Here is a 13450-nt window from a genome sequence, read left to right as displayed (position 1 = left end):
CTTCTCCTGGGTCTTCCAGATTCTGCGCAAGTGGTCTGGGAGCCGAACTTCGGTCCGTCGGTTATGTTCCGCCGGTACGACGAATAAGAAAGGCGGTGCCGTCCCATCGACGGAAAGGCATCTCGCCATCGATGAGGACGTCCATGGCGCATATTCGGGCGAGATGGCGGATGTCGGAGGAATCGGCGGCGGGCGACATCCGGTATGAATAATTCAGGATTGCCGCCATCCCTCCCGGCCGCAACACGCGCGCCACTTCGATAAAGTGCCGCTCGGCGACGCCGGCAAGTACCAGGTAAGGGAAGCTGTCGACCGCCAGCACGCCATCAAAACCCGCGTCGACGAATTCGCCAAGATCGAGGCCCGAGGTCCGGCGGAATTCAACATTGCCAAGACCGGCGCAGCGTCGGCGCGCGACGGCAATCATCCTGGGGGAGATATCGATGCCGACGATATGCTCCGCTCTGGCGTGGAGCGCGCATTCGAAGCGGCCGATGCCGGAGCCGATATCGAGTATTGTCTTATCCGCGCCGGTAAAATCCTGTCGCTCCAGCCAGGAGACGATTTCGGCCGTTGCAGCAGAAAGCTTTTCCTCGTCGCCAAGCGACGAAAGTTGGACGCTGGCCGCCGGAGAGATGGCGACCGCTTCGTCAAAGCCCCCGGCCAGCCGGCGGATCGTCATCTCACCGGTTTCGCCGCGCAGACGGTCATGACAAACCGAAGCTGCCGTTGACCTCAGACTATCGAAGGCATCTGCCTTGCCCGAAAGAAGCACGGCTATGTCCTCGAGCCAGCCTCTTTGCTCGACAGCGCTTGCACGCATGTCCAATGCGACGTCCGCCAATTCTGGCGCGCGGATATCCGTCTCGACGGCCAATCTGGCGACCGCGACTTCGGCGGACAGGTCGGTCGCCATGCAATCCTCGAGGATATGCCTCGCGGTCGACCTTACTCGCTCTGCTGTGGTCATGGCGAGGCGCTCCGGGTCCAGACCCGTTGTATGGTCCATCGGTCCTTTGCTCCCCAGCTGTATTTGTAGCTCTCCCGGCCGCGTAGAAAATCGAACTCTCGCGCGCCGTCCTGAACGGCTTCGGCGATAGCCTTGCCGATCAGAATGGCGCCGGGGCTCTCCGATGCGTAAGCGGGGTCGAAGCCGCCGAGATAGGCATAGGCGCGGTCGTGGTGATGAAAACCGTAATAGGCGCCGACGACGGCGCCGTCGATTTCCATCAGCCAGCACCGCGCCAAATGGCTCGCGGCGAGACGGGGCAAGGCATTGCGATGAAACTCGATCGCGCTTTGCGTCAGCACGCCGCCGCCCTGTCCGGCCCAGCGGGCGTCGTGCAGGCGGATCAGCTGACCGAGAAATATCTCCGGCGCGGCCTCCGCCCGGTTGATCGTCACCCGGCCTCTCCGTTGCGCGGCTCGCAGCGCGCGACGCAGCTGGCGTCTTCGCCGCGCGGGAACGCACCCTGCAAGCGTCTCGTCGCCAGCCAAGGCAAGCACGGGGCAGGCGGCATGGCCGGTAGATCGGCTCTCGTCGATATCGGGCAGCAAAAGCTCCAGGGATGCGGCTTCACTCGAAAGGTCAGGCAGGATCCATTGCGACCATTCGAGCGAAAGCACAGTCTCGGCAATCAAGATACCGACGGCTTCTTCGAACTTGGGTGCGCAAAGAATGTCGAGATAGTCGCTCAGCGATATTCCGATCGGAAGCAGGCGCAAACCGGAAGCGTGCCGTTCGAGGTAGAGTGGTGCCAGGCCGACGAGATCGTTTCCGTTCCACACGGCGATCGCCGAGAGATCGCCCGGCGCGAATGTCCGCCACCATGGCAGGAGCCAGGCGGGTGACTGGAAAGGCGTAGCAGAGCCGCATTGCGACCAGAGCGACCACCAATGCTGCTCTAGACCGTCGAGCGCATCTTGGTCGCGGATGACATCGGCACGCAGGCCGCTCATCCGGCGACTCCCAAATGTGTGCGGGACTCGCCGAGCTTTGCCAATGCCCGATAGGCATCCATATAGGCCGAAACCATGCGATCGAGCGAAAACCGATCTCGCGCCTCGGCCCGGCATGTTTCGTTGTCGAGGTCGGCCGAAGCGTCGATGGCCATCGCCATCTCGTCGATATCATTGACCAGGAACCCAGTCTTGCCGTGCTCAACGACATTGGGCAGGGCGCCATTCGGGAAGGCCACAACCGGCGTGCCGCAGGCGAGGGCTTCCATGGCAACGAGCGAGCTCGTCTCCGCGGCGAGGCTCGGAATGACCAGGCAGCGGGCGGCGTTGAGAAGGCGCCGCTTGGCGAAAAACCCGAGCGGTCCCAGGAAACGCCGCCGCCTGTCGAGGCGAGGCTCCACCTCGTCGGCGAAATACTGAACATGTGTCCGGTAGGGATATATCTGCCCTCCTATTGCAAGCGGCACTCCAGCGCGCTTCGCGGCGTCGATCGCCAGGTGGATGCCTTTTTCCGGGCATATTCGGCTTAACACGAGTGCGAAATTGCGATGCGACCGGGGGGCGGCAAGCGCATTGACGTCAACCCCGTTTGGGATGGGCGCGATCAGTCTCGATCCGGCCGGTGCGGTTGCTTGCTGCGCCTCCGAGACCGCGTGCAGCCACAGGTCTTCACGGGCCGGGCTCAGCACTCCGGCCGGATACCAGGCAAGCGGCAGGTGCAGTGTCACGAGCGTGGGGCCGTCATCGGGAAGATAGGCATCGAAATCGATGCCATGCAGATGGACGACATCGATCGGCCAGCGCGCACGCGCGGCTGCGATCGCCGCGCGGTGCGCGTCCTGGGCGCGGCTCTTTGCCGTCTCGTCGAGCGCGCCTGTTTCGGCAGGCGTCTCGACCAAGGTCCCGGCCGCGCTGGAGCCCCGGCAGGCGACGACGATGGATTGCTGGCCTTGCCTGACCAGTGCGTGATCCAGCATCGACAGCACCTGCTCGGCGCCGCCGACCGCATCGAGGCCGACAGGCGCAAGCGGATAGGCGACGTTGAGCACTGTAAGCGTCATGGCTGATCGAGCCGAAGTGACCTCATGCGGCCGAGACCCGCCGCATGGGAATCGCGGCGTCGCGCACGCCAGGTGCGTAGCGGCGCACCATCTTCGCGCAGAATTCGGCGAACTCTTCGGGCGCCTGTGGCGGGCTGGTGTGATGAGGCTGCAGGCCTCGGTGCTCGGGCGTGAAGCAGAAAGTGATGGTGACGTTGAAGTCTGCCAGGGCTTCCATCTGGCGGTCGAACCAATCGAGGGCATTCGGTCTGAAACTGTCGGCCCAAGAGAGGCCGGTGCGCAGATTGGTGACGCCCAGCCGCTTCATCCAGGCGACGGCGTCGTCCAGCCGGTGGTCCTCGAAATGGAACCACTGGACGAGGCCCATTTCCGGAGTGTGCCGCACGAACTCTTCGAGCGCGGGCTTGGGCGAGCCATCCTCGCGCAGAAGACCCATGTAGAAATGACGGTAATAGGAGGAGCCTTCCACCTCGCGATGCCGTGTGGTCGCTCCCCAAGCATGCGGCAAATCATAAAGGCTATACCATTGGACGCGGGGCGCGTTGCCAAGCAGAAGCTCCGCCGTCCGCCGCAGGCCCCAGACCTGGACCTCCTCGGCGCCGAAGCTCGACACGCCGACTTCGCTGATCCAAATCGGCAGATCGGTGACTTCGGCGATCTCGCCGAGCTTTTGCGGCCATTCATGGATCTGCCAAAGGTTCCAGTCGAGCGGGAAGCCGTGCACGGCGACGGCGTCGACATGGTCGAGGACACCATATCCCTTGATCAGCGACATGAAGCCGGCATCGATCGGCGAAATGCCGCCAAGCACCCTGGTGATCGCCGGGTTTTCAAGCCCGATCGCGTCCGCCGCCAGGATAGTCATGCCGGCGAAGCGGCTCCAGTCCGGATCGAGATCTGGGTCCCAATGCGACTTGTTGTTGGGCTCGTTCCAGATCATGGCGGCTTCAATCATCATTTCGTCCTTTCGACGGGTAGACCGCACCTTCACCCGCCGGCTCATCGGACGCGCGGCAGAAGTAGACCTCGTCTTCCGGGTGAAGCAGGATCTGGAAGCCGGCGCTGCGCAGCATCGCCTCGATGCAGCCGCGGTTCGGGATCCACCAGTTGGTCGGATCGTCGGCGTAGCGGTGCTCGATGAAGTGCAGCTTCGGGAATTCGGTTCGATCGAACAGGTCGAGCGTCCAAAAATCATAGTTCTGTTCGAGCGCGAGGATTTCGCTGCTCCCGCGTTGCATCGACTGGAAGATCATCAAGTCGCGCGCAACATGCTCGCGGATGAGGTCGAGCGCCAGCAACGGGTGGCGTAGATGGTAAAGCACGCCCATGAAGAGCACGATGTCGAAGGTCTCGCCGAGCGCGCCGACGTCGTAGACCGACAATTGCCGGAATTCGATGTCGCACTCGGCGATTTCGGCGGCGAAACGCGCTTGCGTCAGATAGTCCACGTCGAAATCGATGCCGAGCACGCGATCGGCGCCTCGCTTCTTCATTTCAATGGAATAGAACCCGGCGTTGCAGCCGATATCGAGCACCGACTTGCCCGAGAGATCGGCCGGGATCGCATCCGCGAATTTCTGCCATTTCACCAGAGGATAGTTGCCGAGGAAATGGTCGGGAGCGGTCTCCACGCCCGCCAGTTCCATGTTGTGGAACCACGGTCCAAGCGCATCGATACGGCGGCGAATTTCCGCGTCGGAATGCAGCACGGTCAGCCTCCTTCGCCTGGCAAGGATGGCACCTGCGAGCGGCTCGGCGGCACGAATATCGCTGTGTCTTCGTCTTCCGAGGCGTCGCTGTTTTCAAGCAGCCGGAGCGCCGTGCGGTAGCCGTTGAAGGTGCCGACATCGACATAGGCCGAGCCTGCCTTGACGCCCCAGGCTTCACCGCCGAAGGCAAGGTAAGCATTGACCAGCGTTCCGAAATACTCGTCGCAGCCGTCCCGCTCGCGCCAAAGCGCCGCGAGCCGCTGAAAGGTGAAGCCCGGCATCTTGAACGCGCCCCAGACCCAGTCCGTGGCTGCGTCCTGCTGCTTGACCTGAATCTGCTCGACGCGGCCGTCCTGATCGACGACCACGGCGTCGAAAAGCTCGGGACGGTCTACAGGAAACAGCAGGAATGACAGCCGGTCGTCCGGCAGATGGCAGAAGCCGTCCTCGGGGAACCAGATCGTGTCCGGCAGACCGATCAGGACGGTCTCTTGCGGCGCGACGAGAGGGGCGGCGCGGAAGATCGCGTCGCAAAGACCGACAGGAGAGGGCTGGGCTACGAAAATCGCGGCCGCGCTGTCATAGCCGGCCGCATAGTATTCGAGGATATCGGACTTACCCGAACCGATGATGAAGCAGATCCTGTCGACGCCGTTGCGCACCATTCGGCGCACCAGATACTCGCTGACCGCGCACGGACGCTCGGTTTGCCCGTCCATCCGGCTGCCAACCGGGAGCAGTTCCTTGGAAAAACCCAGCGGTTGAATGCGGCTGCCGCGCCCCGCCGCAGGCACGATACCCAACATCAGACTGTTTCCTTCATCGGTTCGCTTGCTGGCGCGGTGGCGGCTTCGACCAGAATCCGGTCCAGTTCCGCGGCGCGGCGTGCGGATGTGTGTTCGTCGAGGACGCGTTCGCGGGCTCGGCGGCGCAACGCCTCGAGCTCGCCGTCCGACAAACCGAGCGCCGCGACCACATCGTCGGTGGAATGTGCAAGCAGGATTTCGCAGCCGGGCTCGAAGAAGTCGTCCAGACCCGGCCAGTCGTCGGAAACGATGGCGGCGCCGCAGGCAGCCGCTTCGAACAGCCGGCCGGAGGGGCACCAGCCCTTGCGCGCCATGGCCTCGCGGGTGACATTCAGGGTGAGACGTGACGAGCAGAAGAAGGCCGGATGATCGGCAGGCGGCAAATGCCTGACGAAGAAGATGTTGTCGCTCCACGGAAACTCCTGCGGATATTGAGCGCCGCCAATGACGAAACGGCGATCCGGCAGCCGGACAGCGGGCGCGACGAGCAGCTTCTCGACGCCGGCCTGGCGATCCGCGGCATAAGTGCCGAGGTAGGACAGATCGCCGGCAAACTCGGCCCTGGGCTTTGCCGGCCGATGACGCTCCGGATCGACATGACCGTAGAGCGGCACGACGCGGCGCGCCCCCAGCATGGACTTGAGCGCACCGAGTGCCTCGCCGCCGGTGTAGCTCAGCACCAAATCGAAATCGCGAAGGCCTTCCGGACCGAAATAGGGAGGCTGCTCCCCCTGCTCGATGCGCGCGAGCGTCACCGCGGTGTCAAGATCGTAGAACACCTTGAGCCCACGGCAACTCTCCTGCGCGAGGCGTGAGGCTTCAACAGCATCCGGGCAGTAGGAGGTGACGATGACCGCGTCAGCCTGCCGGACCGCGATTGCCGCAGCCTGGGCAATATCATCCCATCCCGGATAGAGCACCACGTGGCCGCCATCGAGATGGGTGAGATCCCTTGCGCCGGCATAGTAGGGCGTGTCGCGCTCAAAGAAGCTGATCGACCAGCCGAGTGGCGCCAGCGCGCGTATCAGCCCGCGCCAAAGCGTGGCATGTCCGTTTCCCCAGGAAGAGGTGACCGTGAGGCCGAAGATCACCATGCGCATCGGGCAGCTCCAGTCAGGCGATTTCGTTCAGGCGAATGAGCTTAGAGCCCCAGTCGCCATGGACGACGGTGGTGATCGAGGCAGGTTCGATGTCGAAGCGAAAACAGTCGCCGAGCTGAAGGCCAAGCACCTTGCACACCGCAGCCTTGATGACGTCCGCGTGACTGATCAGTGCAACGCATCGGTTTGGGGCCTGTTCGCGCAGCACGTCCATGAGGTCGACGATCCGCTGCTGGGTGTCCTGCATGGTCTCGCCGCTCGGTGTTCGGGCGCTCTGTCGCTGGTCGTTCCACATCCGCCAGGCGGCGTCATCGGCCAGCTCTTCGAATGTCTTGCCGGACCATGCGCCGAAATCGATCTCGTCCAATTCCTGGCAGATTCCGATCTGCTCGATATTGCAGGCGACAGCGATCGGTTTCGCGGTTTCCAAGGTGCGCTTGCGCGGGCTGCTGAAAATGGCCGCGAGCGGTTCCCTCGCCAGACGGCGGGCCAGACGCAGCGTCTGTGCCTGGCCGGTTTGGCCAAGATCGATATCCTGGCGGCCTGCCAGATAGCGGCCGACATTGTCATACGCAGCATGCCGCACGAGGAAAATAGTCGTTGTCATTCCGCGGCGTCGAGCATCGGCTCGCCCCTACCGGCTATGAAGGCGAGGGTGCGCAGGCGGGCTTCGGCATCGGTGAACTGCTCCGGCGGAGACTTCATGAAATAACTGCAAGGCCCGGTGAGCGCCCCAGCGATACCGCGATCGAGCGCCAGCTTGGCGCAGCGCACCGCGTCGATGACCACTCCGGCGGAGTTGGGGGAATCCCAGACTTCCAGCTTGAGTTCGGCATTCAGCGGGACGCCGCCGAAGGTCGTGCCTTCGACCCGGATATAGGCCCATTTGCGGTCGGTGAGCCAAGGCACATGATCGCTGGGTCCGACATGGATGTTGCCGGGCTCGAGCGGTACATCGATCTGGCTGGTGACCGACTGCGTCTTGGAGATCTTTTTCGATTCCAGCCGCTCACGCTCCAGCATGTTGAGGAAGTCCGTGTTGCCGCCGAAGTTGAGCTGGTAGGTGCGGTCGATGCGCACCCCGCGCTCCCGAAACAGATTGGCGAGCAGCCGGTGAACGATGGTAGCGCCGACCTGGCTCTTGATGTCGTCTCCGATCAGGGGCAGGCCGCGCTCTTCGAAGCGGCGGCGCCATTCCGGCCGCGAAGCGATGAAGACCGGTATGCAGTTGACGAAAGCGCACCCGGCCGCCAACGCGCATTCGGCATAATAGCGGGTTGCCGCATCCGAGCCGACCGGCAGATAGGACACCAGCACCTCGGCCCCGCTTTCCCGAAGGCCTGCGGTCACGTCGGCGACCGGCTCATTCGCTTCCTCGATTTCATCGCGCAGATATTTGCCGATGCCGTCGAGTGTAGGTCCGCGTTGCACGCGCACGCCGATCGGCGCCACATCGGCAAAACGGAAGGTGTTGTTCGGGGCGTTGTAGATTGCTTCGGCCACATCGCGCCCGACCTTGCTCTTGGCGACGTCGAAGGCGCAGACGACCTCGATGTCTTCGACATGGTAGCCGCCGAGATCGGCATGCATTAGCCCGGGGATCGGCTCGTTGCTTTTTGCCTGACGATAATAGGTGAGGCCTTGCACTAGGGAGGATGCGCAATTGCCGACACCGACGATGCCGATGCGAACCTTTTTCGATGTCACGAAACCGCCGCCTCTATTGTTGGAGGTAAGTTCCTCGCGCCGAACTGTGACCGGTCAGGAATGTTCCTTGAGAGGTGGAAAATTCGCCGATGCGGTCGACGTTCAATACTCCCGTTGCCGCGTTGTCTCCGAGGCCAGCGCAGGACGCGACGTTCGGAGTGCGGCTAATGGAATCTCGCCCGCTCGGCCTCAAATCCGGCCCATGAGCGCCATGATCACCAGGATGACAAGTATGACGCCGAGCACGCCCGAAGGCCCATAGCCCCAGCCCGACGAATACGGCCAGGCCGGGATCGCGCCGATCAGCAACAAGATCAGGATAATAATGAGGATTGTGCCGAGACTCATATCGGGTCCCCTTCATTGGCGAGGTGGACGTTCGGACCTCAGACTGCGGGGCTCATATGCTATTTGTTCGTCATTCGTCTGAGGCGCTGGGGGCTCAGTCCAGCCTGCGCAGCATGTCAGCTTCCCGCTCGAGGATGGTTGCGACTTCTTCGCGTTGAAGATGCGTCATCATCAGGCTGACGCAACATTCGAGGTAGGTGATGGAGGCTCGTCGCAGGAAGGCGGCGGTTTCCGCGGCCGCCATCTGCTCGATGTCCTTGGCTGATCGCTTCGACTGCACGACTGCGTTCTCCGTGCCGGTTATCGGGCCCAACCAGAATCTCGGTCGGATGTTCCGCTTCGGTGAAAAGAACGCGGGACGCATCGGGATCCTGCGGGCCGCCGGTTTCAACTCCGTCTGCCCCGGACCTGTTGGTCGCGGTGGCGGGCGACACGGTCGCGCTGCCGTCGAGTTCGGCGAAGTAGACGACCGTTTGCAGCAGGCCCTGCCGGAGAGGCACCTTGGGGGCCCATCCGAGAAGCTCCTTCGCACGGGCTATATCGGGGCGTCGCCGGCGGGGATCGTCTTCCGGCAAAGGCAGGAATTTGACGGGCGACCTGGTGCCGGTCAGTTCCCTCACCAGGCCGGCCAGTTCGAGGACGGTGAATTCCCCGGGGTTGCCAAGATTGATCGGCTGGCGCGGATTGGGCTCGATGTCCATGAGCCGCAACAGGCCTTCGACCAGGTCGGTGACGTAGCAGAAGGATCGCGTCTGCCGGCCATCGCCGAATATCGTCATCGGCCGCTTTTCAAGTGCCTGCATGACCAGATTCGAGACGATGCGACCGTCGGCGGGGTCCATCCTTGGGCCATAAGTGTTGAAGATACGGGCGACACGCACGTCGGCCCGATCGGCCCGAAGGTAGTCGAAGCAAAGCGTCTCCGCAGTGCGCTTGCCTTCGTCGTAGCAGGCGCGCGGGCCGGTGCAGTTCACATGGCCGAGATAGTCCTCACGCTGCGGATGCTGCTCGGGATCACCATACACTTCGCTGGTCGATGCCTGCAGGAAGCGTGCACCGTCGCGAACGGCAAGCTCGAGGAGATTGAGCGACCCGACCACGCAGGTGCGCGTGGTATGAACGGGATCGGCCTGGTAGCGGGGCGGTGACGCCGCGCATGCCAGGTTGAAGACACGGTCGACCGGTTCACCCAGTTCCAGCGGGCTGCAGATATCCTGCTCGATCAACCGGAAGCGCGATTGGCCGATAAGCGGCGTAATGTTCTCCATTCGGCCGGTGAGAAAGTTGTCGATGCAGATCACGCGATAGCCGATGCCAAACAGGGCCTCGCATAGGTGCGAACCGAGGAAACCGGCACCGCCGGCGACAAGCGCCGTCCGTGTCTGTTGGGCCTTTCTTGAACGCCGCATCTGTGTGTTCTCCTGTCTGCCTGTCATGCTGCACTTTCGACATCCAGATCGAGCACCGGACGTGTCTGCCTTGCCCGCGCCAGCATCGACGTGAACTCTCGTGCCCGAGCAACTCCGGTGTGTCTTTCCAGGACCAGCGAATGGGCCTGCCTGGCCATGCTGAGCCTGGCGCGGTCGGGCTGTCCCAGAAGAATTCCCGTCACATCATCTGCGCTGCCGGCCGTCTGTATCGCCGTAGCCGGAAAGAAACTGTCGAGGCCGGGCCAGCGATCGCTGATGATCGGCGTCCCGCACGCCGCTGCTTCGAAAAGCCGGACGCTGGGCGACCATCCGGCTTCGACCATCGAAGTGCGTGTCACATTCAACGTGTAGCGCTGCCGGCTATAAAATCCGGCATGCTCGGCCGGCGGCAGGTGCTCGATCCGCTCGACATTATCGGGCCAGTCGATATCGTGCGGGTATTGCGAGCCCGCAACCACGAAGCGTCGATCCGGCAGTCGACGCGCAGGCTCGAGCAGAAGCGTTTCCAGGGTCTGTTGCCGATCCGGACTGTAGGTGCCGAGATAGCCTAGATCCCATTTGATCACATTTCGGTTTCGATGGTGCCGCTCGGGGTCGACGGAGCAATAGAGCGGTTCGGCCCGACGCGCGCCGAATTCGAGCTCCAGGCGATGGAGGGTCGGTCCGCCCGTGAAGGAGAAATAAAGGTTGAAATAGGGAATCTGCCGACGCGCGAGATAGTCGCAGTCATCCTCGGCAATCCTGGCCAGCGTCACCGGCGTGTCGATGTCGTAGAAGCAGAATAGCCCGGTGCACAGCGACGCGAGGTCGTCGATGACCGCCCTGCCTTCAGGCACGAACGAGCCGATGACCACAACATCGGCCTGCTGAAGGTCTCGTTCATGGCTGCGACGAAGCTCCTGGACGGTGTCGTAATAGCGCAAGTCGCAATAATCGGGGTCGCGCAGGTCGCGGTGGTGCGCGTACCAGGGCACGTCGCGTTCGAAGAAGGTGACGCGATGGCCGAGCTCGTCGAGGCCCCGCAGCAGCCCCCGAAACGTCGTCGCATGGCCATTGCCCCAGGAAGAGGACAGAGAAAGACCCAGGAACACGATATCGAGTGCCTTCGTCATTCTGCGGCCTCCACGGTCTCGCGCTCGAAATGCGCCTTTAAGATTGCGTCAACCCGTTCAGCCCTCAGTGTGTAGGTGTGCTCGGCCAGAACACGCCGAAGCGCTGCCGCCCCGATCGCCTTTGCGCGCCCTGGTGTGAGCGTGCACATGATCTCGACAACGTCGGCGCCGTCTCGCGCCACCAGGATTTCCTCGCCAGGCGTAAGGAACAGCTCGACACCGGCCCAGGCGTCGGTGATGAGGCATGCACCGGCGCCGGCCGCCTCGAACACCCGCGTTGCCGGCGAAAAGCCGTTGCTGGCCATGCTGTCGCGGCTGATGTTCAGCACCGCCTTCGGCGTGACATTGAAGGCGTTATGGTCTCGAGTGCCGACATGGCCGAGCCAGGAGACATTCGCCGGCATCGGCTTGTCGCCCCAGCCTGATCCGCCGAGCAGGAACTTCTGGTCCTCCAGCGCACCGGCCGGCTCGAGGAAGAAGCCTTCCACGCGGGCCTCGCGATCCGGCAGGCGATTGCCGAGAAAGGCGAGATCGCAGGCGAAGCGGGAATCTCGGGCGACGGGGAAATGCGTCTCGGGATCGAGCGCGTTGTAGATCGGCACACATTCGGCGGCGCCAAGCGCCCTATAGTCCCACACGACGGGATCTCCGCCGCCATAGGTCAGCACGAGGGCGATCCTTTTGAGCTCCTCGTGGAGAGGATGGCCGGCATCGTTCCGCAATTCGCTGAGCGTCGCCGGGGCGTCGACGTCCCAGAACACCGTCAGCGCGTCATTGCGGGCGTGGTCGAGCACGGCGCGCAACAGCGCTTCGTCTTCGAAGCCCACACCGCTTGCCTTGACCACGATGTCGGCCTGCGCGGCGCAGCAAGCGACTTGCATCAGCGCATCCGGCGTCGCCTCGTAGACGACGACGTCGCACCAGTCGGGAACCTCGATGTCGCGGTGCTTCTGCCGGTCAAAGGCGTCCGGCTCGTAGAAGACGATGTCGTAACCGCGCCGGGAAAGTGCCTTCAGCAGGCCGCGATAATAGGTGGCGGCGCCGTTCCAATAGGACGACAGCAGGCTGGATCCGTAAAAGGCGATCTTCATGCGGCGGCCTCCCTTGTTGGCACCCCGTCAACCGCATGGCGATTGCCGCATGCGGCGAGTATGTCGAACAATTCGTCGGCGCGGCGCCGGCATGTGTGCCGTGCCAGGATGGTTTCCAGCCCGGCTGCCGCCAGAGCCTTCGCAAGCGCGGCGTCGTGCAGCACGTCGCGCAGGTGCTGGCGCATCTCGGAGCCGTCGCGGGCAAACAGAAAGTCCTTGCCGGGACGGAACAGCTCTTCCACGTCCGACCATGGCGCAGAGACGAGGGGAATGCCGCAGGCCAATGCCTCGAACATGCGGATCGTGGGAATGCCCGGCAGATGGTCCCGATAGGGTCGGCGCGGGATGTGCACCGTCACGCGATGCTGCGCGAACGCTTTCGGGACGTCGGCATTTGCGATCCAACCCTCGTGGCGCAAGCCGGCGTCGGCGAGCGCGGCCCGCGCCTGCGCTGGGTAGCGCACCCCGTGAACGGTTCCCGACAGGCCAAGCTCGCGTGCCGGCGCGACGAGGAACTCGTGGATTTCGGCGCTGCGTTCGTCGTCGCCCCAGTTGCCGACCCAGACCAGATCCGATACGGCGTCGACTTCGGGAGAGGGTTTGAACAACCGTTCGTCCGCTGCTTCATGCCAGGTGAAAGCCCGTCGGCCCCAGCCGGCGCGAAGGTAGCTCTCCCGCAACGCCTCGCCGAAGACCAAGACGCCGTCATAGTGCTCCAGGTTCAGTGCCGAGATCGACTGCGTCGCCGACACGGCGCGGTGATGCGTGTCGTGAAACAGCAGCGTGAACTTGCCGCCGTTGAGCTTGGCCCGCCCGATCCGCGCCACAAGATCTGGATCGGTCCATTCATGGACGATCACCACATCCGCCTTCGCAATCCAGGCCTCGTGATCGAAGGACGCATCGTAGGTCACCGGCATCAGCTCGGGAAAATCCTTCCGGAAGCGCTCGACGGCGAAGGAGCCTTGCTCGGCCAGAAGGTTCGAACGACTCCAACCGTCCGCGGGTTCGAGCGCGAGGGCGTGGTGTCCGTTCGCAACAAGCTCGCGCATGATGCCGCGCTGGAAATGCGCATTGCCATGGTTCCAATCGGAAACGACGGAATGGGTGTAGAATACGAAATGCAT

General features: G+C 63.2%; 13 protein-coding genes and 1 pseudogene. All 14 read right to left on the bottom strand.

Going from position 1 to position 13450, the window contains the following annotated elements; genetic code table 11:
• Positions 1 to 61: 61 nt before the first annotated feature.
• On the bottom strand, positions 62 to 970 hold the full coding sequence (locus P9228_RS10775; protein ID WP_127245893.1) for a methyltransferase domain-containing protein: 909 nt from the start codon (positions 968 to 970) through the stop codon (positions 62 to 64).
• Positions 967 to 1959 carry a GNAT family N-acetyltransferase gene (locus tag P9228_RS10770; protein WP_082953721.1) on the bottom strand — a complete coding sequence of 331 codons (993 nt, stop codon included), beginning with the start codon at positions 1957 to 1959 and terminating at the stop codon, positions 967 to 969. The genes P9228_RS10775 and P9228_RS10770 overlap by 4 nt, the downstream gene beginning before the upstream one ends.
• Positions 1956 to 3020: a glycosyltransferase gene (locus P9228_RS10765; protein ID WP_278053367.1), complete on the bottom strand. Its 1065-nt coding sequence runs from the start codon at positions 3018 to 3020 to the stop codon at positions 1956 to 1958. Before P9228_RS10765 ends, P9228_RS10770 begins: the two co-directional genes overlap by 4 nt.
• A gap of 22 nt (positions 3021 to 3042) precedes the next feature.
• Positions 3043 to 3975 (bottom strand): beta-xylosidase, encoded by a 933-nt coding sequence (locus tag P9228_RS10760; protein WP_278053366.1) that lies wholly within the window; start codon positions 3973 to 3975, stop codon positions 3043 to 3045.
• Positions 3968 to 4729, bottom strand: a complete 762-nt coding sequence (locus P9228_RS10755; protein ID WP_278053365.1) for a TIGR04290 family methyltransferase — start codon at positions 4727 to 4729, stop codon at positions 3968 to 3970. Before P9228_RS10755 ends, P9228_RS10760 begins: the two co-directional genes overlap by 8 nt.
• Before the next feature lie 2 nt (positions 4730 to 4731).
• Positions 4732 to 5535 (bottom strand): sugar phosphate nucleotidyltransferase, encoded by an 804-nt coding sequence (locus P9228_RS10750; RefSeq protein WP_278053364.1) that lies wholly within the window; start codon positions 5533 to 5535, stop codon positions 4732 to 4734.
• Positions 5535 to 6635 (bottom strand): glycosyltransferase, encoded by a 1101-nt coding sequence (locus P9228_RS10745; RefSeq protein WP_095802764.1) that lies wholly within the window; start codon positions 6633 to 6635, stop codon positions 5535 to 5537. The genes P9228_RS10750 and P9228_RS10745 overlap by 1 nt, the downstream gene beginning before the upstream one ends.
• 13 nt (positions 6636 to 6648) lie before the next feature.
• Positions 6649 to 7242, bottom strand: coding sequence for a histidine phosphatase family protein (locus P9228_RS10740; RefSeq protein ID WP_067320596.1), 594 nt, complete (start codon positions 7240 to 7242; stop codon positions 6649 to 6651).
• The gene (locus P9228_RS10735) at positions 7239 to 8342 is read right to left on the bottom strand and encodes an inositol-3-phosphate synthase (RefSeq protein ID WP_067320599.1); all 1104 of its coding nucleotides are present in this window, start codon (positions 8340 to 8342) and stop codon (positions 7239 to 7241) included. Before P9228_RS10735 ends, P9228_RS10740 begins: the two co-directional genes overlap by 4 nt.
• A gap of 189 nt (positions 8343 to 8531) precedes the next feature.
• The gene (locus P9228_RS10730; RefSeq protein ID WP_066991972.1) at positions 8532 to 8690 is read right to left on the bottom strand and encodes a DUF3309 domain-containing protein; all 159 of its coding nucleotides are present in this window, start codon (positions 8688 to 8690) and stop codon (positions 8532 to 8534) included.
• Positions 8691 to 9142: 452 nt separating this feature from the next.
• Positions 9143 to 10099, bottom strand: a pseudogene (locus P9228_RS10725) (UDP-glucuronic acid decarboxylase family protein); the annotation flags it as partial.
• Between the two features lie 23 nt (positions 10100 to 10122).
• Positions 10123 to 11232, bottom strand: coding sequence for a glycosyltransferase (locus tag P9228_RS10720; protein WP_095826276.1), 1110 nt, complete (start codon positions 11230 to 11232; stop codon positions 10123 to 10125).
• Positions 11229 to 12323 carry a glycosyltransferase gene (locus P9228_RS10715; protein WP_095826277.1) on the bottom strand — a complete coding sequence of 365 codons (1095 nt, stop codon included), beginning with the start codon at positions 12321 to 12323 and terminating at the stop codon, positions 11229 to 11231. Before P9228_RS10715 ends, P9228_RS10720 begins: the two co-directional genes overlap by 4 nt.
• Positions 12320 to 13450: a glycosyltransferase gene (locus P9228_RS10710; protein ID WP_127323618.1), complete on the bottom strand. Its 1131-nt coding sequence runs from the start codon at positions 13448 to 13450 to the stop codon at positions 12320 to 12322. The genes P9228_RS10715 and P9228_RS10710 overlap by 4 nt, the downstream gene beginning before the upstream one ends.

The sequence above is a fragment of the Mesorhizobium sp. WSM4898 genome, assembly GCF_029625845.1.
Lineage (GTDB): Bacteria > Pseudomonadota > Alphaproteobacteria > Rhizobiales > Rhizobiaceae > Mesorhizobium.
The sequence above is the reverse complement of the archived record's forward strand: the minus strand, read 5'-3'. Positions and strand labels throughout refer to the sequence as shown.